At 40.1% G+C, this 21,346-nt stretch carries 22 protein-coding genes; 4 read left to right on the top strand and 18 right to left on the bottom strand.

Annotated elements, in window-relative coordinates; genetic code table 11:
• Window positions 1–14: 14 nt before the first annotated feature.
• The 4 genes from ACFRAK_RS21435 to ACFRAK_RS21420 all read right to left on the bottom strand — a co-directional run bounded on the left by ACFRAK_RS21435 (window position 15) and on the right by ACFRAK_RS21420 (window position 4,131).
• The gene (locus tag ACFRAK_RS21435) at window positions 15–1,580 is read right to left on the bottom strand and encodes an APC family permease (protein WP_387706870.1); all 1,566 of its coding nucleotides are present in this window, start codon (window positions 1,578–1,580) and stop codon (window positions 15–17) included.
• Between the two features lie 623 nt (window positions 1,581–2,203).
• Complete coding sequence (locus ACFRAK_RS21430) at window positions 2,204–2,611, bottom strand: YbaN family protein (protein WP_394572468.1); 408 nt, start codon at window positions 2,609–2,611, stop codon at window positions 2,204–2,206.
• Window positions 2,612–2,728: 117 nt separating this feature from the next.
• Window positions 2,729–3,373: an MBL fold metallo-hydrolase gene (locus ACFRAK_RS21425; RefSeq protein WP_394572467.1), complete on the bottom strand. Its 645-nt coding sequence runs from the start codon at window positions 3,371–3,373 to the stop codon at window positions 2,729–2,731.
• Between the two features lie 212 nt (window positions 3,374–3,585).
• Entirely contained in the window at window positions 3,586–4,131 is a 546-nt protein-coding gene (locus ACFRAK_RS21420) for a helix-turn-helix domain-containing protein (RefSeq protein ID WP_394572466.1), read from the bottom strand.
• A gap of 151 nt (window positions 4,132–4,282) precedes the next feature.
• On the opposite strand from ACFRAK_RS21420, the gene ACFRAK_RS21415 reads away from it, so the two are divergent.
• Window positions 4,283–5,644, top strand: a complete 1,362-nt coding sequence (locus ACFRAK_RS21415; protein ID WP_394572465.1) for a D-serine ammonia-lyase — start codon at window positions 4,283–4,285, stop codon at window positions 5,642–5,644.
• A 254-nt stretch (window positions 5,645–5,898) separates the two neighbouring features.
• Here the strand turns inward: ACFRAK_RS21415 and map are convergent, their stop codons facing one another.
• The 3 genes from map to azlC all read right to left on the bottom strand — a co-directional run bounded on the left by map (window position 5,899) and on the right by azlC (window position 8,156).
• Entirely contained in the window at window positions 5,899–6,639 is a 741-nt protein-coding gene (gene map, locus ACFRAK_RS21410) for a type I methionyl aminopeptidase (RefSeq protein WP_387603630.1), read from the bottom strand.
• 432 nt (window positions 6,640–7,071) lie between these two features.
• The gene (locus tag ACFRAK_RS21405; RefSeq protein ID WP_192206430.1) at window positions 7,072–7,404 is read right to left on the bottom strand and encodes a branched-chain amino acid transporter permease; all 333 of its coding nucleotides are present in this window, start codon (window positions 7,402–7,404) and stop codon (window positions 7,072–7,074) included.
• Window positions 7,401–8,156, bottom strand: coding sequence for an azaleucine resistance protein AzlC (azlC, locus tag ACFRAK_RS21400; RefSeq protein WP_387603627.1), 756 nt, complete (start codon window positions 8,154–8,156; stop codon window positions 7,401–7,403). The genes ACFRAK_RS21405 and azlC overlap by 4 nt, the downstream gene beginning before the upstream one ends.
• Before the next feature lie 176 nt (window positions 8,157–8,332).
• On the opposite strand from azlC, the gene ACFRAK_RS21395 reads away from it, so the two are divergent.
• Window positions 8,333–9,721 (top strand): aminotransferase-like domain-containing protein, encoded by a 1,389-nt coding sequence (locus ACFRAK_RS21395; RefSeq protein WP_192206432.1) that lies wholly within the window; start codon window positions 8,333–8,335, stop codon window positions 9,719–9,721.
• A gap of 208 nt (window positions 9,722–9,929) precedes the next feature.
• Here the strand turns inward: ACFRAK_RS21395 and ACFRAK_RS21390 are convergent, their stop codons facing one another.
• From ACFRAK_RS21390 to ACFRAK_RS21370, 5 genes are all read right to left on the bottom strand, one after another.
• A complete protein-coding gene (locus ACFRAK_RS21390) occupies window positions 9,930–10,616 on the bottom strand; it encodes an MBL fold metallo-hydrolase (protein ID WP_394572464.1) in 687 nt (228 codons plus the stop codon).
• Window positions 10,617–10,815: 199 nt separating this feature from the next.
• Window positions 10,816–11,265, bottom strand: coding sequence for an NUDIX hydrolase (locus tag ACFRAK_RS21385; RefSeq protein WP_394572463.1), 450 nt, complete (start codon window positions 11,263–11,265; stop codon window positions 10,816–10,818).
• A gap of 644 nt (window positions 11,266–11,909) precedes the next feature.
• Window positions 11,910–15,077, bottom strand: a complete 3,168-nt coding sequence (locus ACFRAK_RS21380) for a bifunctional cytochrome P450/NADPH--P450 reductase (RefSeq protein ID WP_394572462.1) — start codon at window positions 15,075–15,077, stop codon at window positions 11,910–11,912.
• Window positions 15,078–15,145: 68 nt separating this feature from the next.
• On the bottom strand, window positions 15,146–15,724 hold the full coding sequence (locus tag ACFRAK_RS21375; RefSeq protein WP_387603615.1) for a TetR/AcrR family transcriptional regulator: 579 nt from the start codon (window positions 15,722–15,724) through the stop codon (window positions 15,146–15,148).
• Between the two features lie 273 nt (window positions 15,725–15,997).
• Window positions 15,998–16,318, bottom strand: a complete 321-nt coding sequence (locus ACFRAK_RS21370; protein WP_387706360.1) for a MazG nucleotide pyrophosphohydrolase domain-containing protein — start codon at window positions 16,316–16,318, stop codon at window positions 15,998–16,000.
• A 98-nt stretch (window positions 16,319–16,416) separates the two neighbouring features.
• Between ACFRAK_RS21370 and ACFRAK_RS21365 the strand changes: the two genes are divergently transcribed.
• Entirely contained in the window at window positions 16,417–16,998 is a 582-nt protein-coding gene (locus ACFRAK_RS21365) for an LOG family protein (RefSeq protein WP_192206446.1), read from the top strand.
• A gap of 69 nt (window positions 16,999–17,067) precedes the next feature.
• Here the strand turns inward: ACFRAK_RS21365 and ACFRAK_RS21360 are convergent, their stop codons facing one another.
• The 3 genes from ACFRAK_RS21360 to ACFRAK_RS21350 all read right to left on the bottom strand — a co-directional run bounded on the left by ACFRAK_RS21360 (window position 17,068) and on the right by ACFRAK_RS21350 (window position 18,698).
• Entirely contained in the window at window positions 17,068–17,484 is a 417-nt protein-coding gene (locus tag ACFRAK_RS21360) for an NUDIX hydrolase (RefSeq protein WP_387603611.1), read from the bottom strand.
• Window positions 17,485–17,517: 33 nt separating this feature from the next.
• Window positions 17,518–17,943 (bottom strand): 3-hydroxyacyl-ACP dehydratase FabZ, encoded by a 426-nt coding sequence (gene fabZ, locus ACFRAK_RS21355; protein ID WP_387706380.1) that lies wholly within the window; start codon window positions 17,941–17,943, stop codon window positions 17,518–17,520.
• 140 nt (window positions 17,944–18,083) lie between these two features.
• On the bottom strand, window positions 18,084–18,698 hold the full coding sequence (locus ACFRAK_RS21350; protein ID WP_387603608.1) for an undecaprenyl-diphosphatase: 615 nt from the start codon (window positions 18,696–18,698) through the stop codon (window positions 18,084–18,086).
• Between the two features lie 193 nt (window positions 18,699–18,891).
• Here ACFRAK_RS21350 and ACFRAK_RS21345 point away from each other — a divergent pair, with 193 nt between their 5' ends.
• Entirely contained in the window at window positions 18,892–19,512 is a 621-nt protein-coding gene (locus ACFRAK_RS21345) for a dienelactone hydrolase family protein (RefSeq protein WP_387603605.1), read from the top strand.
• Here the strand turns inward: ACFRAK_RS21345 and ACFRAK_RS21340 are convergent.
• The 3 genes from ACFRAK_RS21340 to ACFRAK_RS21330 all read right to left on the bottom strand — a co-directional run bounded on the left by ACFRAK_RS21340 (window position 19,493) and on the right by ACFRAK_RS21330 (window position 21,310).
• Window positions 19,493–19,687, bottom strand: coding sequence for a Fur-regulated basic protein FbpA (locus ACFRAK_RS21340; RefSeq protein WP_387603602.1), 195 nt, complete (start codon window positions 19,685–19,687; stop codon window positions 19,493–19,495). The genes ACFRAK_RS21345 and ACFRAK_RS21340 overlap by 20 nt on opposite strands.
• 25 nt (window positions 19,688–19,712) lie before the next feature.
• Entirely contained in the window at window positions 19,713–19,919 is a 207-nt protein-coding gene (locus ACFRAK_RS21335; RefSeq protein WP_387603599.1) for a Fur-regulated basic protein FbpA, read from the bottom strand.
• Between the two features lie 188 nt (window positions 19,920–20,107).
• Window positions 20,108–21,310 (bottom strand): M20 family metallopeptidase, encoded by a 1,203-nt coding sequence (locus ACFRAK_RS21330; RefSeq protein WP_387706362.1) that lies wholly within the window; start codon window positions 21,308–21,310, stop codon window positions 20,108–20,110.
• Window positions 21,311–21,346: the final 36 nt, after the last annotated feature.

Here is a 21,346-nt window from a genome sequence, read left to right as displayed (position 1 = left end):
AAATGAAGTTGCATTTAATTGTTATCCATATCCATCAATTCTTGAACATTCCCCTTTTTCCGCATGTACCAGACTCCGTTATAAACAGCGAAATAGTAAAAAACGAATCCTATTATTGCCACGATGTAAGACATAAATGGCTCTGGAATAATACCCTTACCACCAAAATTTCCGATTGATGATATCCCAACGAGCATCAGAATATAAATGACGAGATAGATACCACCAATAATTTCCATCGATTTATATTTATTGATAAAATGAGTAATTAAGTATCCAACAATTCCAATTGCTAATCCCCAAATTGCAAGTTGAACCCTACTCCAATTTGTCCAATAAATAAGTAGAGTGGCAAAAACAAAGGCTAAAGGAGCAATAAAATTCATGCCTGGGATACCGTTGTCTTTTGTCAAACCAACCTTACGAAACACCATTACTGTGACACATGCTGAGGCGTATTTAAAAATACCAATTGCTCCAACGATTGCTACAATTGCGGTCCAACTCTTTAAAGGGAACAAGAAAAGTAACCCAATGAGGAAGTTGAGAGTGAGTGCACGTGTTGGGACTCCAAATCTTTTATTAATAGTTCCGAAATAAGAAGGGAGGAATCCACTTTTCGCCATTCCAAAAACATGTCTTGAAGTTCCAGCCGTATAAGCAAGCGCCGATCCAGTTGGGGAAATCATTGCGTCCGCTGTAATGGTCCAAGACAGCCAAACCATATTCGCCATAAGTGCTAAATTCGCAAATGGAGAGTCAAATTTAATTCCGCTCCAACCATTAGCTAGCATTTCGGGCGGTACGGCCCCTATAAAAACGATTTGAAGTAAAACATATAAAATTGCTGAGACTGACAGAGATGTAATAAGAGCAAGCGGAATATTCCTTCTTGGGTTTACTACCTCGCCACTCATCATTACCACATTCCCGAATCCTGTATAGGCAAAAAATATACCACTAGTTAAGATTGCGCTTAATCCTGCGCCATATCCATTAGGGGCAAACCCATGACTTGTATAATTCTCTTCATGAAACCCTGTCATAAAAAAAGCAATGATGGTTAGGACAGGTACTATGAATTTAATCGTTGTAATAATGGTATTCGTGACAGCAAATAATTTCACTCCGAAATAGTTCACCACAACAAAGAACACCATTAAAACAGTCGATGCTAGAATTCCTGTTGTCGTTAGTTGCTCCTTAGATATATCATATAGGCCTGGCCAGAACTCATTAGCGTATTGAATAACTCCCGATGATTCAACGGGTGCAGTGGCACAGTAGCCAAGCCAAATCGAATAACTAGTCACTGTAGCAAGCAATTTCCCATGGGAATAAAGGGGATAACGACCTAAACCACCTGTTTCTGGCCTTACCCTTGCTAATTCAGCATAAACAAGAGCTATTAGAGTAATGACGAATGCAGCAATAATCCAAGACATAATAGCAGCTGGCCCAGCCATTTTTGCCGTATTCCATGGTCCAAAAAGCCAACTTGATCCAATAATTCCTCCAAGAGATAATGCAGTAAGTGACCAAAAGCCCATTTTCTTCTTCAAATATCGTTCTTGATTCATGAAATTCCCTCTCTCTTAATGGGGTATATTATTATTTGCAAACATGGATAGCTTAGTACTGTACCTAGAATAATTAACTCCTTTCAAATTTTTAAGGCAATACATCGGGAAGCTAACTTTACCTAATGGATGGAACAAAATCCAATCTAACAACTAGGACTTAGCTTAGCCAAAAAGGATTAGCTCAATTGCATATTTATTTTAAGGTTAAAAAAACGTAATTACCTTAAATTGATTTTATTTGAATCGTTTGCATTTTGCAATATTATTTTTTGAAAATTCACAACAAAACACTAAAGGATTTTTGTCACTGAGCAAATCATGATTCACCGCTTCATGCGGGCCCATTTGCATAAGAAAACAATGCATCCCAAACGAAAAAGTGCTTATGTTTTTTACAAACGAGCCCAAAAATTTCAATCTGGAGGAGTTATGGAATTTTAACTTGATGGTTATGTTGCAATACTCCATTAAGGGTACTTTTTTACATTCAAAAGGCCGCCAATTGGCGGCCTTCTTATCCAGAATACATTGATTTTTTTACTCCCTGCCCCGTTAATTCCATAGGAAAAGAGCTGCCGAAGCAACTCCCTTATTGAAGTAAGGACCATTTATTTGAAGGTTCAAAAAGCTCTTTGTTTTGTATTGTTCGGGTCGATTGTCTTAATTTTTTTAATGAAATAATAATGTTTGTAGAGGGCGAGCGCTATCAATAAGATTTTCACTAACAGGATGTCCACATAAAATACAGAAATTACGATGAAGAAATCGGCAATTACATTGATTCTGATTTTCTCTTTTCGAGTCATACCTTTTTTTTGCAGGAATGCTTCAACGTATTTTTCATATAATGAGGTGCTTTTGAACCAGTTTTCAATCTTCTTGGAACTTTTAGCAAAGCAAAAAGCAGCGAATAAGTAAAATGGACCGCCCGGCAGAACTGGTAACACAGTCCCTGCAATACCTATCAAAAGAGATATGGACCCAAGAAGAAAAAATAGGAAACTCTTTATTTTTTTAATTGTAATCACCTTTTTATTTATATTCTATCCCCTTATAACATAAAGAGGAAGTCTAATTGATTCAACGTCATTGATTAGTATCTTCCCTTTTTCTTTTCGAACTAACCTGCCCTCTTATCCATCCATTCATTCATACAGCATGGTTACGACACCAGCATATTCTGACAAATTTTCTTTGGAAATATCCAATGTCTCAGCTTCGGTTGTTCGCTGTCCGGAAATCTGAAGAAACTTATCTACCTTTGAAAACATCAGGCCAACGACTGACAATGCCTTTGTTCTATAGTGCATGGGAATTGTAATGGTAGATTTCAATTGACGCATCACTTGAGCAGCTTCTATTGCACTAATCGTGAATGTACCTCCTACAGGAATGATGAGAATGTCCACTTTTCCAATTTCATTTATTTGTTCTTCTGATAATATATGCCCTAAATCTCCACAGTGACAGATAGATAGCCCGTCCATTTGGAAACGATATAAAATATTGGGGCCTCTCTTCTCGCCATTTACCTTGTCGTGAAATGTCTTAAATCCACTAATCCTTACATCTTCGCGGATGTATTCCTTCGGCTCATTAACAAGCAAGTATTCACCTGTTGCAGCTTCAATCTTATTGTGATCGAAATGATTATGTGTAACGGCAACTATATCTGGTTCAACACTCGGCATACGATAACCGATGAAACGATGATATGGATCAATAAGAATTTTGGTTCCACTGTCGGATGTTAGTAAAAAGGCAGAATGTCCAAACCATTTTATTTTCATACTAAAATTCTCCTCACTATGCAATTGATTCAAAAGTATTAAAATCAAGCAACTTTTAAGCAAGCCCGGACCTACAGTTCAATATTTATCCATTTATTATAATTCCATTATTCATGAAATAGTCCTTCTTAACCTGATCTGCCCCTTTAGTTCCATAAGAAAAGCGATCCTCATCAAAGAATCGCGCCCAATCGTGAAAGAAAATTTTTTTATTAAAACGCAGGGGGAGTAACTGAAAATAATACAGCTGCATTCTGACTAAAATTGTTTTCCCATTTATGTTTGAAATTTGCTGGTATTTTCACACTATCACCAGCTTCCAATAAATATTCTTCTTCGCCTAAGTACAGCTTGATTTTCCCTTCCAAAATATAGGCCACTTCCTCCCCCCTATGTTCAATAGGGCTTTCTGACGAGGAGATATTTGGAGGAACTTTCATAATCGCTGTTGCTAGATTACCCGTAAAATCAGGTGACAATAACTCATAAGACAAATGATCAATGATCATTTTCTTACGTTTACTGGACCTAACGATTAAATCCTCCGTAATCGTTTCTTCAAGAAAAAAACTAAATGTTGGAACATTCAAGGTTTTAGCTAAGACCTTTAGGGTTTGAATGGAAGGATTCGCCAGCCCCCGTTCAATCTGGCTTAACATTGAAGGTGTAATTTCAGCTAATTTCGCTAACTCTCTACTACTCAATCCTTTAGCTTTTCTATATTTTTCAACTTTCTTGCCAATATCTATATTTTCCATAACTGAATCTCCTTAACGATATATTAAATCACACTTAAATAAAATTAATATAAATTAACATCGAGGTGATTGTGTGTTAAACTGTATTAAATTTTATTCAATTATAGTTTACAAAGTGACCTGTTACAAGAAAATGAGGAGGATCAAACAAATGAAAGAGATTGAAAGTAAAGAATTACAATCATGGAAAGACAAATATCCTTTATTAAAGAAGCTCATATCGATGGATGAAGTATTTTGGCTCAACCCAAATGTCGAAAAATTTCAAACCGGAATTAAAAAATCCCCCCTTACGCAAGAAGATGTAAGAGATGCAGAGGAAAGGTTGAAACGTTTTGCTCCATATATCGCCAAGGTTTTCCCTGAGACAAAAGGAACGAACGGAATCATAGAATCTCCTTTAGTGAGAATTTCTGCCATGAAGCAGTCTTTGGAACAGGATTATCAACAACCTATATTAGGAGAATTATTACTAAAGTGTGATAGTCACCTTCCTATATCAGGATCCATTAAAGCAAGAGGCGGGATCTATGAAATTCTCAAACATGCGGAAGAATTAGCCTTCCAACATCAATTGTTAACACTGGAAGATGATTATTCGATTTTGGATAGTGATAGGTTCCGAACCCTTTTCTCAAAGTATTCAATCGCAGTAGGCTCGACTGGAAATTTAGGACTTAGTATTGGCATCATCAGTGCAAAGTTAGGTTTTAATGTTTCCGTTCATATGTCAGCTGATGCAAAGCAGTGGAAAAAAGATTTGCTTAGGAGCAAAAATGTCAATGTCATTGAATATGAAGCTGATTATAGTAAAGCTGTAGAGGAAGGCCGTATCCAAGCGGATAGTGACCCAACATGTTATTTTGTGGATGATGAAAATTCCCACGACCTATTTTTAGGATACGCAGTGGCTGCATCCCGTTTGCAAAAGCAATTGGAAGAGTTAGAGATAATTGTAGATGAAAACCATCCTTTGTTTGTTTACCTTCCATGCGGAGTGGGCGGTGGTCCTGGAGGCGTAGCTTTTGGTTTGAAATTATTGTATCAAGACCATATTCATTGTTTCTTTGCAGAACCTACCCACTCGCCATGCATGCTACTCGGTTTAATGACTGGACTACATGATAAAGTTTCAGTACAAGATGTTGGCATCGATAATGTGACAGACGCGGATGGACTTGCTGTTGGAAAGCCATCCGGGTTTGTCGGTAAAACGATGGAACCCTTTTTAAGCGGCGATTATACGGTCAGTGATGAACAGTTGTATAAGTTGCTAAAAGAACTGGTCGATACAGAGGGGATCCATTTAGAACCTTCCGCACTAGCAGGCATGATAGGACCAAGTAAATTATGTAAAGAGGGCATCGATTATTTACAGAAGCATCATTTAACGGAAAAGATGAGCAATGGTACACATATTATTTGGGGGACTGGCGGAAGCATGGTTCCTGAAGAAATGATGAAGCAATATTATCAAAAAGGGTTGAAAGCAGCGTTAGGGAAACAGAAGTAATGTACGTGGCCATCAAACAAAAAAGACTGTAGGCAAAAGGATTCTATCTAACTGTTAAAACAAAGTTGATTGGAACGGAAGGTTCGGGACTCCTGCGGGAAAAGCGCGTGCCCTATGTTCCAATCAACGTTCGAATTTTCAAAAACTGTACTGTAGACCGCAGGAATGCTAGCTTGCCCCTTTAACTCCATAAGAAAAAGAGTTGCTAAAGCAACTCCCTTATTCAAGTGTTGGTTCACCGATCGAAAATTGAATTAAAGTGTGACAATGATCGGACCATTTTTAGTAAGGATAATCGTATGTTCCAATTGAGCTACATAGCTTTTTTCCGTAGCATAGGTCCAACCGTCTTCTTTTTGGAATACTTCTTCTTCAAAGGTTGAGATAAATGGTTCGAATGCGATAACCATCCCTTCCTTTAATAGTTCATTATCCCATGGATCATTATAATTACAAATATGGTCAGGCGCTTCGTGTATTCCACGTCCAACACCATGTCCTGTAAGGTTTTTGATAACGGTGAATCCATGCTGTCTCGCTGTTTCGAATACCGCTTTTCCGATTCTGCTTTTTTTGGCACCGGGTTTCGCTTTCTTAAGACCTGCTTCAAATGCCTTTTTGGCAACGTCGCATAATTTCGTTAATACTTCTTCTCCTTCCCCTACTACAAATGAGATTCCTGTATCTGCGAAATAACCGTTTTTTGAAGCAGATACATCTATATTCACTAGATCGCCTTCATGGATAACCCGATGACCTGGAATACCATGTGCCACTTCTTCATTAGTACTAATGCAAGTATAGCCAGGAAAATCATATTCACCTTTCGGAGCTGAAACTGCACCCGCTTTTTCCAAAAGTTCTCCGGCTACATCATCTAGTTCCTTGGTCGTAATCCCTGGAATTGTTCTTCGTACCAATTCATCTCTAATCGAGGCAACAATTTTGCCAATTTCCTTCAAACCGTTAAAATCTTCTTCTGTTTTAGCAATCATTTATTCCTACCTCATTATCTTTTATAGTCTAAAATCCATAAGCTAAATAAGTATTAATTGTACCTTTATTTTCCCGAAAAACAAAAGCGATGTAAATGATTCGCTACAATACCTTTTTTTGCAAGGTTACCATTAGTTTACCATAACTAATTCCAAGACGTTCTATTATTGAAAATTCCTTTACTAAAGCCCAATTGTTGAACAAAGGTCAAACAGTCCCCTTTAGCTCCATAAAAAAAAGCTGTCTTGAGGACAGCTCTGAACAATAACTATTGCAATAAAATAATGATCCTTACGGTATGACACTGCCTCCATCGTCTATTCGATAAAATCCTGTCATTTCCGTTGCACGAACACCATCTTGTCTCCGGGTTTAGCTGATTCAATAAACGGGAGTGTTGTGACGGTGTTTGATGTGCTGATTATTATCATTTAAAAAACCAATTGAACCAACATCATGTAGACAATCGTTCCCCCCGCTATGGAAAGGAGCATCATTTTCTTCCAAATGTGAAGCAGGGCAACTACCGCTATCGCCATAAATTCAGGGAGGCCATGACTTCCGGATTGTAAGCTCACATCCTTTAAACAATAAATGACCAAAAGCCCAATTACCGCGGATGGCAGTATTTTACCGAGATACTGTACATACTTCGGGGTGGGTTTACCCGATGGAAAAACGATGAATGGAAGAAACCTTGTAAGCATCGTGCCTAGAACAACCATTGCTATTGTAATGATTTGCTGTGTTAAATCCATTGTCATACGGCCTTGACCTCTACTTTCTCTAATGGCTTTCTAAGTAGGGTGAGTACCCCCAAAATTGAAAACATGGCAGGGATGATGAAATTGCTTCCGCCAAAAATAATAAGACAGACCGCTGACAGTCCAAGCCCTGCGAGAGCACTATGATGGTTTTTCTCTTTCATCCACTGTTCAATGAAAATGACTACAAAGAGGGCCGTCATAACAAAATCGAGTCCTTCTGTGTTGAACTTGACAAGGGATCCAAAAATGCCGCCAATCGTCGCTCCCATCACCCAGTAGGAATGATTGAGCAGTGTCACGAAGAACATGAACAAGCCCTTGTCTACATCCTTCGGAACATCAACGGTACAATTGATGGAAAAAGACTCATCGCAAAGCCCAAAAATCAGATACAGCTTTTTCTTCCCGGTCCCCCTGTACTTATCCAGCATGGAAATGCCATAAAACAAATGCCGTGCATTCACCATTAATGTTAGGAAAAGGGCGTTAATCGGATTGAATGCGACAAGCAATAAATTGGCTGCAACAAACTCCATTGATCCTGCAAATATTGTCAGACTCATCAATATCGGGTAAATCGCACTGAAACCTAATGAATTCATAAAGATCCCATAAGCGATGCCTAAAAATAAAAAGCCTGCAAAAATGGGCATTGTGTACGGAAAAGCTGCACGAAATGCAGGTAGCATTTGAGTTCTTTTTTTCATATAAATCACATCCTGATGGCTAAATTTATTTAAACGTAACATACAAAATCCGTACAAAAAACAAGTTAATTGTATGGATTACAATTAAAATAAAATACCCCCATTTCATTAAAATGGGGGTATTGATAGATATCCTTATATATCTCATCCCGTTTCATGATTAGAATTCCATACAAAAAATGATATGATTGTATGGAATAAGATCGTAGAGGTGAAGCATGCCAGTAAATTCATTTGACAATTATCCAATGTCCTGGAAACCTGATAAGAAAGCATTAAAGCGTCCTTTTTATAAATCCCTTGCATCATTACTTGAACAAGATATAACAAATGGTTTTTTAGCACCTGGAACGAAGTTGCCTCCGCAACGAGAATTGGCAGATTTTCTTGATTTAAACTTCACCACGATTACCCGTTCCTACAAAATATGCGAGGTAAAGGGATTAATATATGCGGTTACGGGAAGCGGAACCTTTGTGGCTCCCAACGCCACTCGTTCCATAACCATTTCCGTGGATAAAACGGCAAACAGCATTGATCTTGGTTTCGTGGCTTCTTTTGAGCAAACCAATGATATTGTATCAGAAACTATTCAAAAAACCGTGAACAAAAGTTATTTGGAGCAGCTGCTGAATTACAACGACCCGACTGGTATTCCACATCAAAAAACAGCAGCCCTAAACTGGATGGAATCTTTCGGCATTCACGCAGATCAAGAGCATATGGCCATCGTTTCCGGTGCCCAAAATGCATTGGCAGTTGCCTTGGCTGCCTTGTTTGAGCCAGGCAATAGAATTGCAACCGACTTATACACCTATTCGAACTTCATCGAGTTGGCAAAGATGTTCCATATTAAGTTGGTTCCCATTCCCGGTGACCAGTTTGGCATGCTGCCAGACGAACTTGAAAAGCAGTGTTGTCAAATAAATATTAACGGCATTTTTCTGATGCCCTCTTGCAACAATCCAACCACAATCATGATGTCGGATATTCGAAAGCAAGAAATAGCGGCGGTCATTCGCAAGCATCGTTTAATTTTGATTGAGGATGATATCCATGCATTTCTGACGGCAGGGATTATCCCCGATTACCGGCAGCCGATGTACCACTTGCTTCCAGAACAGTGCGTTTATATTTGCGGCACCTCTAAGTCAATATGTTCTGGGCTAAGGGTTGCCTATATGGTCTATGGGGATGCTTTGCGCGATAAAATTTCCCAGGCCATTTTCAACATAAATGTAAAGACCTCATCCTTTGATGCAGAGGTTATCACAGAGCTTATCCTATCAGGAAAGGCTCATGAAATTGTTTCTCAAAAGAAACAGCTTGCCAAGACTGCAAATGATATTTATTCAGAATATTTTCCTTTAAGAAAGGATGTTGGACATCCTCTCAGTCTATATCGCTGGCTTCCCATTCAAGGACATAACGATGCGTTACAGCTGGAAACAGATCTGAAAAAGCGCGGCATTCGAGTTTTTCATTCCAATCGTTTCCAAAGCGGGCAGACCACACCTGATATGCATTTGCGTATTGCACTATCTTCTACCAACTCATTTGATGAGTTAAGAATAGGATTAGACATATTAAAACAGTATCTCAACTGAAAAAAATCGGAAAATCGAGTTTTTTTAAAAAGGCTCATTTCGTAAAGATTGTTGTTTTTAAAACGAAACGATTTAAGGTTGATTGGAGCGGAAGTGCGAGACTCCTGCGGGAGCAGCGGGACAGGTGAGACCCCACAGCCGTTCACGCCTAGGAGGCTCACCGCCCGCGGAAAACTAGTGCCTGAAGTGGAAATCAAATTTTTTAACCCTATAAAGTGAATGTCCCACCATGATAACAATAGTAACTTTCAGCTTTAAGATCTTTAATCTTACTTAAAGACTGTTCTGCTTCCTCGACATTTAAACAGAATTGTCGATTGGCGATGCCCAATTCATGATTCTCTTTAACAGCTGCATCACCTGATATTACGCTTTTTATACTTGGAAAATATAATGAAATATGCCCTGAAGTATGCCCTGGTGTTGCTACTACCCTGCATTCGTTATCTAAAATCAAATCTCCATCATGTACCTTTTCATCAATTGAAACATGCTTCAATTTCTTTAATTGTTGTATAAACCATTTACCGAATTCGATTTCTTGATTTGGCATATTTTCCAGCATTCCTTCGGCTTGGACCAATCTCTCTGACTTCATTTCACCACTAATAAATTTCGATTCAACTTCACTGGCTATAATGTTAATAGAAGGATACTTTTCCTTGAAATCAAATAAGGAACCTATATGATCAATATCATAATGAGTAATGATTATATTCTTTAAATTCTTCATTTCATAACCATTTTTTATAATTTCATATTCAATTAAAGGTAAAAAATCAGGATAACCTGTATCGACCAAGGTCAGTTCATTCTTCCATATAATTAAACTAGGATTAATGTAATTTTTTTGCCCATTAAATTCAAATTCAATTGGCAGTTCTATTATCTTCATTTTTCCTCCTCCAGCCTCCCGTTTGTGATAACCGAATATTCTTTCTATTCTTCAACTACTCATTTTAACAGAATCTACCTTTCCCTGTCCGCAACGACCTAGTTATTGAAGCAAAGCAACTGTCAGTTCAAAAAGAACCCCTGTAACATATTTAAAGGGATACTAGTTAGGCAGTATCCCTTTTTAAGTAAGGCTGGTTTCATGAAATATATGTCTGGCCATTTTTGTAAGTGAATGCATGGATTCCTTCTTTTTTCAATAAAACCGGCAAATACTGCGCTACCATCTCGGCAATTCCGAGATTAAGCGGATGAAATATCCAATCAATGGATTTCCAATCAAGAATGCCTTCCCGCGTTTTTTTCGGTGTTTCATATAGTAAATCTGTATCCGCAATATACAAATATACATATATTCCATCCAATTCACCTTCTGGAGTTTCCCAGGTTACGGTTCCTTTAGAAAAAAAGGTCCCTACGTCTATGCCCGTTTCCTCATATACCTCACGCTGTGCACCTATATCAGGTGTTTCACCTTTCTCGATTTTGCCCCCCACCCCGTTCCAAACACCCATAATAGGAGCTTTCTCCCGGTTAAGCATGAGCAGTTCATTATTCTTCTTTACAAAACAGACCGTATACTTAAACATTATTCAAAGTGACCCCTTTATCGTTAATTAATGCACTTCATGGCTAGGCTGGTTAATAAGAGTGAAGCTAAAAAATACTTAACCCCTTTTTATAGGAAAGATCTTTACCTAAAAACATTGGCTTTTTTCACTTCTGCTGCCTCCAAAGTATTAACACACTCTCAAATTTTAACAATGAATATGGAATCCGTAAACGCTCTCCGCTAATGTATGAATGCACTCCCCATTAGTTCCAATACTTCTATTTTTAGCGCATTTATTCGTGAATTTGAGCGATATTACCTGAATTCACGCTATTTACTCGTGAGTTTGCGCTGTTTACTCGTGAATTCACGCTGTTTACTCGTGAATTCGCACTGTTTACTCGTGAATTCGCTGTTTACTCGTGAATTCACACTGTTTACTCGTGAATTCACGCTGTTTACTCGTGAATTCGCACTATTTACTCGTGAATTCACGCTGTTTACTCGTGAATTCGCACTGTTTACTCGTGAATTCGCTGTTTACTCGTGAATTCACACTGTTTACTCGTGAGTTCACGCTGTTTACTCGTGAATCTACGCTATTTACTCGTGAATTCGCATTTTTATCATTTCATGCATAAAGAAAGCAGCGATTCCCTTAAGAATCGCTGCACCTCCTATTTATGCTCCTGCCCAAACATCTTTGGCATATCTGCCATTTTCCTCTAATGATTGCAGCCATATTGTGGCTTCTTCTTTCGATGTTTGATAGAAATGCATATAGCTTTCGATTAGTGTTCGTTCAACATCGGGTGCCATTTTGCTTCCGTCTCCGCAGATGTATAGGTGCCCGCCTTCTTTTAATAAAGGAAGGATTTCATGGGCGTTTTCCGCTAATCGGTTCTGGACGTATGTTTTTTCTTGACCGGGACATCTGGAGTAAGCGGTGTGCAGTGTTACAAGGCCTTCTTGTTCGGCTTGCACGAGTTCTTCTTGATAGAGGAAATCGTGTTCCGGATTACGGCATCCAAAGTAAAGGTGAGCAGCCCCTAAAGTTTCACCTTTTTCTTTCAAAGCGCGGCGTGCCTGTATGAATCCCCTGAATGGTGCAATTCCTGTCCCAGGTCCAATCATGATGATTGGTTCTCCTGTTTTCTCTGGAAGTTGGAAGTTGGATTGCGGCGTATTGATAAAGCAGGCCATTTTGTCTCCTTGGGAGCGATTAGCCAAATAATTCGATGCAATTCCTTTGTATTCCCCGTTTCCGCTCAAAGCTTCTCCACGGACGACGCTGACGGTGATGCTTGCTTCTCCTTCTTTGTGGAGTGGTGAGCTTGAGATAGAATAGTATCTTGCTTTTAAAGGTGGCAGTAAAGCCAGGAAACGTTCAAATGGGATTTCACATGCAGGATACTTTTCTATAAGGTCAAGCATGGTTATGCGCTTGTTCAGGATTTCTTGTTTATAGGTACTGTCCAAAAGTAGATCTTCAAGTTCTTTTACATGCGGAGGACATACCGTATGAGCGGCAAGCGCCCGAATTTGAGACCGGGTGGCGGGTTCTTGGAACTCCACATGGTTTGATAGTAATTCTTCTAGTTTTACCGGTTTTCCTGTAGGAAGATGGGCAGCTTTTCCGGAATCCCCAGTCAGATTCACGTAATCTTGACCGTTCAGATTAAATCGACTGAGCACTCGCTCGACAAGTTCCGATGGATTTTGCGGAAGTACCCCGAGATGATCGCCTTCCTGATAATGTATTCCCTCTGGCAGAGTTAATTCTATATGCCGTGTACTTCTTCCGCTATCTTCATGTTGTAATTCTACATTCCTTTTTACGATGGAAGTAAAAGCATGATGGGTGCGGGCAAGTGGTGTGCCGCTCACATCACTTACGAAGTTCATCGTAATCGAGCTGACTGCCCGATCATTCCTATTCACTTCAATGTTCAGGGTTTTGGCAAGATTCTGCCAAAGGGCTTCTGTCCATTTCTCGTAATCTCCTTCAAAGTCATCGCTTGCATCTCCATAGCCTGTTTCCGACAGCCGCACTGCTCCTTTTTGTTCCAGTTGCTCATCAATGACGATTGGAATGCGTTGGTACGTATTGGCCCAATTGCGGTCCCCGCAGCCGAAGATCGCATATTGAACACCATCCAATGTGTTACCCTTGCTTTCCTTCAGCCATGAAACGAAGTCACCTGCATTATCCGGTGGATTTCCATTATAAGATGCCGTGACTATAAGAACAGCTCCTTCTTGAGGAAGCCGATCGGTGTAATCATTTAAAGGGGCAACCTTGGCTTTGAAGCCTTGTCGCTTCCCTGTTTCGGCAAGGTCACGAGCAATCCCTTCCGCTGTTCCCATATTTGACCCAAACAGGACGAGTAATGGTGTCCCATGTGCTGATTCGCTTGAAGATACCGTGGCTTTTTTGTCCACTGGCTTTGATTCTGGAGGAGCAGCGGTAAATGACATCGCCGGCTTCCTCGGTGAAACGCGCATGGTCAATCCGTCCGGTTTGAGAGTCAAAGTTTCTTTAACATCCAATTGATATCCTTCATGATCGATCAAGTCAAAGTGCTGTAAAACCATACCAAGCATCAGTGTCGCTTCATGAAGGGCAAACTGCTGTCCGATACAGGCACGCTGCCCGTTTCCAAACGGTTTATAAGCATGATAAGGGATGGAATCCAAATCCTCGAACCGCTCTGGAATGAACGATTCAACATCATTACCCCAAACGGATGGATCACGGTGTAGTTCGGGAATGAGCAGCGAGAACACATCGCCTTTCTTCACATTATATTTTCCACCCAGCATGGTATCTTCTTTCGCATAAACGGAAAACGCCGGAGCTGTCGGCCACAGACGAAGCGTTTCATTCAGCACCATCCTTACATATTTCAGCTTTTTCACTTGTTTGTAATCAGGAACATCATCACTTAGCACTTCATCGACTTCCTGCTGCGCTTTTTTTAACTTATCTCTGTTATTCATGAGGAAATAGATGGCGAACGATAGGAGACCGCTCGTCGTTTCATGCCCAGCTATTAAAAAGGTAATGATTTGAAAGCGAATATTTTCATCATCCAGTGATAGGCCCGTTTCGGGATCGACTCCTTTCAACATATGGGAAAGAAGGTCATCTTCTCCCTGATCACCATTTTGTTTTCGGTCAGCAATCAATTCATCCACTAGAGAGACCATATATTGAATGTCTTCCCTGAATTGTTTTTTAGATTTGATCATCAGTTTATCTTGGATGCCAAGCCGCTGCGTTTGGCTCATCGCTTCATCCAACGCACGCACCATACTGGTGACAAATGGATGGGTGGTCTCCCGATAAAAGCTGTTAAAACGGTAATTGAACCCGCAGAGTCCAATCGTATCCAAGGTCAATCGTGTCATATCTTCAGGAACATCTATCCCATCAGCCGGATTCAATCGTGCCCATTTTTGAATGAGTTGGGTAGCAAGATCCACCATTTTGGCATGATATCCCTTCATTGCTTGCTGGCTAAAGCTGGGCAGCAGGATGTTATGGGCCTTTTTCCAATTTGGCTCCTCCGTTTCACTTGTGAAAAGGCCATCGCCGCCAAATGCTCTCACTTTTTGCAGGGCTGGACCGACTTTCTTATCAAACCTTGTTTCATCACAAATTTCTTTTGCGAGGTCGGCACTGGATACGAATGTAGTGATTCGACCCGGAAATTGAAACTGAAAAACCGGCCCAAGTTCTCGTGCCAGCTTCATGAAGGACTGAAGCGGCTTATCCTTATCAATGATAGGCAGGCTGCCTAGGGGGCCATATGTCTTTGGCTGTGGAAACTGAGTTGTGTTTTCCATTTTATTAGCACCTCTTTACAATAGTTTAGAATGCGGAATGAACGTTCATTCTGTTTACGTGTTAAAATTTACCAATAATGCAATCGGACTGCATCCCAGAAGCTTTCCTCCACATCTGCCAAAAGTTTTGGGTCAGGATCTAACTCCCCGATGCGAACAAGTCGCTCAAGTTCAAGAAAAGCTCCATAAATGATGGCAATCAAAGCGGATGAAGGAAGCTCCTTTATTTCTTTTTTCTCTTTTCCTGATTCAAAGAAATTTCTAAATATATCCAATAACCCTTGAAAGCTAGCATGACTATCTTCATTTAAAAAATGGGCTCCACTATGGATTTTAATAAAATAAATTGCTTGCTCCTGCTCGGTTGTAAAGTGAACCATTGATTTAAAAATATGGTGAAACTGATTGCGAATTGAATCATCATGAGGAAATCCATTCTTGACCGTTTCAGTAAAAATATCCAAGTACTCTTGAAAAATCTTGTTGCCCAGCACTTCCTTATTCTCGAAATAACGATAAATGGTACCCGCTCCAACTCCAGCCGATGTAGCAATCATCGGAATCGTCGTCGCATCATATCCCCGTTCTGCGAATAGCTCTAAAGCGCTGGATACTATACTGTCTCGTTTATTTACTGCAGTGATCATAATGATTCACCCCTTTTTTTCAAGATGCGGAATGAATGTTCATTCCTTTCAGTGTAAGTGTATACCCAATAAAATCCCATCTCAATCGCGCATACTACCCAGATTTTGTGAATTATTTGTTAACAAAGGGGGATTAAAGTCTGGATTTTTTTATTTTCGAGGAATCAAACAGGTAATACGAACTATCATTTACCCATAAAAAAAGCTGTTAGTCACAGCTCTTCAAGTTTAAAACAGGATGATTTTCATGTTAATCCATTGAATCAAAGGTTCTTATGCATGATGATAGCGTTCAGATAGTTTCTTTTTATGGGCATTGAACACTTCTTCCAATGGGATATTGTACTTGTTCGCAATCACAATCAAGTTTCCTAGCACATCTCCCAATTCTTCGGTTAACTCCTGTTTGTTTTCTTCATACGAACCATTAACCTCATCAGGTCTATCCCTGCCAATTTCAAGGGAGCGAATGGCTCGTGCCACCTCGCCAGTTTCTTCTGCCAAAAAGCCGATGCGAATGAAAATGTCCAATTCTGACCATCCTCGTGCTTCATAATAATCTTTTACCCATTGTTGAAATTCAGTGACGTTCATATTCATCCGCCTTTCAGTTAGATTAATTCAAGTTTAACAAATCTTCCTGAATTTTGTATGATAAGAAAGGAAGATTACTAAAGGGGAGATGTGATATTTTGAAAAGTCTAGCTGTATTTTGTGGATCAAGCAAAGGTGCATCTGCTGTCTATGTAGATGAGGCTAAAAAACTGGGTGCGGAACTGGCAAAACGTAATATTACCCTGGTCTATGGAGGCTCAAGTGTAGGGATCATGGGCGCAGTTGCAGATTCCGTTCTGGAAGCAGGCGGAAAAGTAGTTGGCGTCATGCCAGATTTTCTAGAAAAAAAGGAAATAGCGCATAAGAACTTAACTGAATTGATCGTGGTGGAGTCCATGCATGAAAGAAAAGCAAAAATGGCTGAGCTTGCAGATGGGTTCATGGCTTTGCCAGGCGGGCCAGGAACATTGGAAGAATTCTTTGAGATTTTCACTTGGGCTCAGCTCGGTCTTCATCAAAAACCTTGCGGACTCTTAAATATCAACCACTATTATGATCCTTTGGTCGCTTTATTCAATCATATGTCCGACGAACAGTTCCTGCATGAAAAATTCCGTTCCATGGCGCTGGTAGATGTTGAACCAAATGGACTTCTTGATCAATTTAATACATATGAACCGCCAAGCGTAAAAACTTTCATTACCGAAAAACAAACCTGATCATAAAACAGCCGGCCAAGATCAATAATGACCTTGGCCGGTTGTGATAAACTGCTGCCTACTTAATGGTTACGGAAATATCAGGTTTAAATAATCTCCATGCCCTTTAATAAGTTGCACTTCATGTTCGGATGAAATCCAGAAGAAATGAAATGTCAGCCCCTCTTCATCTCCTCCACCCGTTGGCTGATGGTCCCATTCATCAGGAACATCATATACACGTATTTGATAAAAATATCTGTTATGTATGGCACCATCTGCGTTCTCCCAAAAATCTTCTGCAATAAACATCTGCACATGAAAATTTTCCAGACCTGTTTCTTCTTTCATTTCCCTAATCACCGCCTGGCAAGCATCTTCTTGAGGCCTCACTGTTCCCTTGGGTATCTGTATACCCGCTTCCTTAATGGGATGTTGAAAAACCAATACCTGTGTTACTCCCTTATTGATTCTTGTCACATACCCGTAGGCTTTTTTTATCGGCATCACCATCATTCCCCCGTTATTGCACATGATAGATCAATCACCAAAAGCAAATATGAGCTCTGTCTCGCATACAATTTCTCCATCGACAGTAGCCCTTCCTTTTCCTTTACCAATGGGACCTTTCAAGCGAGTAATCTCTACTTCTAAACGTAACTGGTCCCCTGGCCTTACTTGCTTTCTAAAACGACATCCATCGATTCCAGCCAAAAGCCCGATCCGCCCTTTATTTTCTTCTTTTGTAAGCATGACAACAGCACTAACCTGCGCTAATGCCTCCACGATCAATACGCCTGGCATCACTGGATAATTTGGAAAATGGCCAGTAAAAAACTCTTCATTTGCTGAAACATTTTTAATGGCCGCCGCTCTCTTTCCTTCTTCCAATTCCAGTACTCTATCAACTAAAAGAAATGGATAGCGATGCCTGATAATATCTTTGATTTCCTGGATATCAATCAATATTAAGTCCCCCATTGCAATGGATTGTTTTCCCTTTATTTTACCATCCAACAACATGATGTGGATATTTTTGTATTTATCACACTGCACTCCGTTCAACAAAAAAAGGCTGCCTGAGCAACCCTGTTTCTTGATTCCGCCTACAAATCCTTTGATCTTTTTTCCTTCGATTTTGTCAACGGGGATAGAATCATTTGTTCACACCTCTCATAGCCCCCTAATAATTTATGAATCAAGCTTATTTTAGGAACAACAATGTAAACCGCCAATCCTGAAATGGTGCTCAGGATAGCTCCGGCCAGCACATCCGCCGGAAAGTGGACACCTACCCAAATACGGGAAATGCCAACAAGGAAAGCCAGCATGATCCATAACAGCCACCATCCTCTTTTGAAAAGCCAAAAGGATATACAAAACGAGAAAAACAAGATGGTGTGATCGCTTGGAAATGAATTATCCACTGCCTTTTCAATCAGCTTATTAACATTGGTCAATTCAGCAAATGGCTGATTGTTTGAATGCAATTTCCCTGCCATCTTCCCCATCATTTCTGCTATTACAAATGTAATCATCCCACAAACAACCATCATTCTACTCTGTTCATTTCGAGTGAACCATATTACGATGACAGCTAATGCTAAGAAAAAAACCATGTACTCGGCAATGAAAATGGCAGAAGGGTTTAAATAATCATATTGTTTCCCTAGGTCATTGATCATTCTAAATACATTGATATTCAGCTCAAAAATATCCATTCCTTACCCAACCTTCCTCTTTTTCTTTCATATTAAAAGAGAAAGGAAGTAAATCTCCATCGTTCTTCCTAACAGTTCGATCCATTATCTTACAACTTTGTCACACGCGTGTTAGTTCCGCTAGTGTATTAAATCTTCTTGTATATTTCCTGAACACTCTATATAATCCATTAAAAAACGAGGAGGGATAAAAATGCTCCACATTCAGAAAAATTCCGATACTGTCATCATTGTCATCCACGAAATATATGGACTGAACCAACATATGCAGGGTTTTTGTGAGTTATTATCAAAACAGGGTTTAGATGTGATTTGTCCCGATTTGTTAGAACGGGAGACGCCTTTTGATTATTCCCAAGAGGAGGCTGCGTATCGGCATTTTATGGAGAACGTAGGTTTCACGGGCGCTTTACATAAAATAAAGGATATATTATCGGATATTAAAGATGAATACCAAAAGATTTTTATCCTTGGATTCAGTGCAGGGGCAACTGTAGCATGGCTGTGCAGTGAGGAAGAATGTGTCGATGGAATAGTTGGATACTACGGTTCGCGCATTAGGAATTATGCAGAATTAGCGCCACAATGCCCTGCATTGCTATTTTTCCCACTGGAAGAGCCTTCATTTAATGTGGACGAGTTAATTTCAGCTTTAGAAATACAGAATCTCGAAATTCATAAATTCAATGGAAAACACGGATTCAGCGACCCTTACAGCTCAAACTATCATGCAGAATCAGCACAGATAGCCGTTAGCAAAATGATGAAATTTTTTATGGATCATGAACATCGGCCTAATGCCGTTTTGCATTGATCCAATGTATCGAACCCGCATCACTATGGGGATGACAGTCATTTTGAACCTTTTTATACTCTGTTTCCAATTCTTTTAAAGTTAACTTCTTCAACTGTTCCACACTCTTATTTACAGTATGGATCATCAGTTTATAGATCAATGCCTCCCGCCTTTCTTCCACGCCCTTCCTCATTTCTCCATCTCCTTTTATTCTGAGATTATATGAAATTTATCCTTAGACAGGGGGAATGACCGTCGGATTCCTTCTCCCCGATTTTCCTTATTTTCATATATTCATTCTCTAAATCGGTTAAGGTCAATTCAAAAAGATGGCTGTCATTCTTTTTATAAACCCCCTCGTTAATTAACTTGTTTATCAGGAAGTTTCTTTTTTTCTCAATCGCTTTACGTAATAATATCCCCATGATAAATCCTCCTTATAATCTTTCGGCTTGCCCATTCAAAAAAACCGGAGACACCTCTTTACATGAAAGAAAAGTCTCCGGTTTTCCGGTCAATTAACCTATAATTCCTATTTAATTACTAGGTATTATTATTTTTAATGATACTAACTCTGTAATCCGCAGTCAATAATTTTTTTCCTGCATCTTATTTATTTTTGCTTCGCTTCATGAAATGCTGCTTTCACTTTATCCAACAGGTCTTGATCCGAAATCAATTTATACCCTGTAAGTGCAAGGGCTTTTGCTCCGGTCAGGATGGCTTTGTCTCCAGCAGGAGATTTGGCACAGTCGCGGAATTCATTCGTATGGGCAATCAGCTCATCATGGCCAATTTTTATGTAAGGATGTGCTGTCGGCACTACATGGCTTACATTACCTGCATCCGTCGAACCATAGCCGCTCTCTTTTCGAGGAGCCACCGCTTCCCCTAATTGAGCCAGTTCTTCTTTTAACAGTTCATCCAGGACTGGATTAATGACAAAATCGAGCACTTCATTTTGGAAGCGTTCAACTTTTACGTTACTTCCTGTGGCAAGTGCAGCACCTTCAGCAACAGCACGTATTTTTTTGGACACTTCTTGGCAAAGTTTCCATGTTGTTGCTCTAATGTAAAATCTGGCGGAAGCATATTCAGGAATGATGTTAGGCGCTTCCCCGCCATTGGTGATGATTCCGTGGATTTTGACCTCGGCTGGTAGCTGCTGGCGCAAAGCATTAATGCCATTGAACAGCTGAATCACCGCGTCAAGTGCATTCACGCCTTCTTCAGGTGCTGCTGCTGCATGCGCTGACTTCCCGTAAAAATGAAAATCAAGGGGGTCGACAGCCAAAAACGGACTTGTGACACCCGTTTTCCCGGCAGGGTGGATAAGGATCGCCGCATCCACCCCATCAAATAGACCGTGCTTCACAAAACTGCCTTTTGCGCTTCCATTCGGCCCGCCCTCTTCTGCCGGTGTTCCGAAAACAATCACCTCTCCGCCTGTTTCCTCCAGTACTTGAGCCAAGGAAATGCCAGCTGCAACACTCGTCGTGCCGATGATATTATGACCGCAAGCATGGCCTAAACCCGGCAATGCATCATATTCGGCTAAAAAGGCAATTGTGGGTCCTTTCTTTGAAGAGGTTTTTTTGGCGATGAATCCTGTTTCATGTCCGGCAATATTGCGGGTCACTTCAAATCCTTCGCTTCGAAGTATTCCGGTTAATGTATCCGAAGCGAAGAATTCTTGATTCCCAATTTCGGGTTTGGCATGAATGGCTTGACTCGTTTCGATATATAATTTGGAATGAAGGTCGATGTGATCTTCAATGATCTGCTGATGCTGCTTCTGCACTAATTCTCTCGCCATATTCGTATCTCCCCTTTTTGGTTTAAGGAGCCGGAT

This window comes from Peribacillus sp. NPDC056705 (assembly GCF_043656335.1).
Note: the sequence above shows the minus strand (reverse complement) of the source record. Positions and strands in the feature narration are given on the sequence as shown.

Coding starts and splice junctions, on each gene's coding strand:
- ACFRAK_RS21350 (WP_387603608.1), bottom strand. CDS start 18,698: ATGGATATTTTTGAGCTGAATATCAATGTATTTAGAATGATCAATGAC.
- ACFRAK_RS21340 (WP_387603602.1), bottom strand. CDS start 19,687: ATGAGGAAGGGCGTGGAAGAAAGGCGGGAGGCATTGATCTATAAACTG.
- azlC (WP_387603627.1), bottom strand. CDS start 8,156: ATGTTACGTTTAAATAAATTTAGCCATCAGGATGTGATTTATATGAAA.
- ACFRAK_RS21405 (WP_192206430.1), bottom strand. CDS start 7,404: ATGACAATGGATTTAACACAGCAAATCATTACAATAGCAATGGTTGTT.
- ACFRAK_RS21335 (WP_387603599.1), bottom strand. CDS start 19,919: ATGGGGATATTATTACGTAAAGCGATTGAGAAAAAAAGAAACTTCCTG.
- map (WP_387603630.1), bottom strand. CDS start 6,639: ATGATTGCTAAAACAGAAGAAGATTTTAACGGTTTGAAGGAAATTGGC.
- ACFRAK_RS21390 (WP_394572464.1), bottom strand. CDS start 10,616: ATGAAGATAATAGAACTGCCAATTGAATTTGAATTTAATGGGCAAAAA.
- ACFRAK_RS21380 (WP_394572462.1), bottom strand. CDS start 15,077: ATGGAAAACACAACTCAGTTTCCACAGCCAAAGACATATGGCCCCCTA.
- ACFRAK_RS21425 (WP_394572467.1), bottom strand. CDS start 3,373: ATGAAAATAAAATGGTTTGGACATTCTGCCTTTTTACTAACATCCGAC.
- ACFRAK_RS21415 (WP_394572465.1), top strand. CDS start 4,283: ATGAAAGAGATTGAAAGTAAAGAATTACAATCATGGAAAGACAAATAT.
- ACFRAK_RS21435 (WP_387706870.1), bottom strand. CDS start 1,580: ATGAATCAAGAACGATATTTGAAGAAGAAAATGGGCTTTTGGTCACTT.
- ACFRAK_RS21420 (WP_394572466.1), bottom strand. CDS start 4,131: ATGGAAAATATAGATATTGGCAAGAAAGTTGAAAAATATAGAAAAGCT.
- ACFRAK_RS21345 (WP_387603605.1), top strand. CDS start 18,892: ATGCTCCACATTCAGAAAAATTCCGATACTGTCATCATTGTCATCCAC.
- ACFRAK_RS21385 (WP_394572463.1), bottom strand. CDS start 11,265: ATGTTTAAGTATACGGTCTGTTTTGTAAAGAAGAATAATGAACTGCTC.
- ACFRAK_RS21375 (WP_387603615.1), bottom strand. CDS start 15,724: ATGATCACTGCAGTAAATAAACGAGACAGTATAGTATCCAGCGCTTTA.
- ACFRAK_RS21330 (WP_387706362.1), bottom strand. CDS start 21,310: ATGGCGAGAGAATTAGTGCAGAAGCAGCATCAGCAGATCATTGAAGAT.
- ACFRAK_RS21360 (WP_387603611.1), bottom strand. CDS start 17,484: ATGCCGATAAAAAAAGCCTACGGGTATGTGACAAGAATCAATAAGGGA.
- ACFRAK_RS21395 (WP_192206432.1), top strand. CDS start 8,333: ATGCCAGTAAATTCATTTGACAATTATCCAATGTCCTGGAAACCTGAT.
- ACFRAK_RS21370 (WP_387706360.1), bottom strand. CDS start 16,318: ATGAACGTCACTGAATTTCAACAATGGGTAAAAGATTATTATGAAGCA.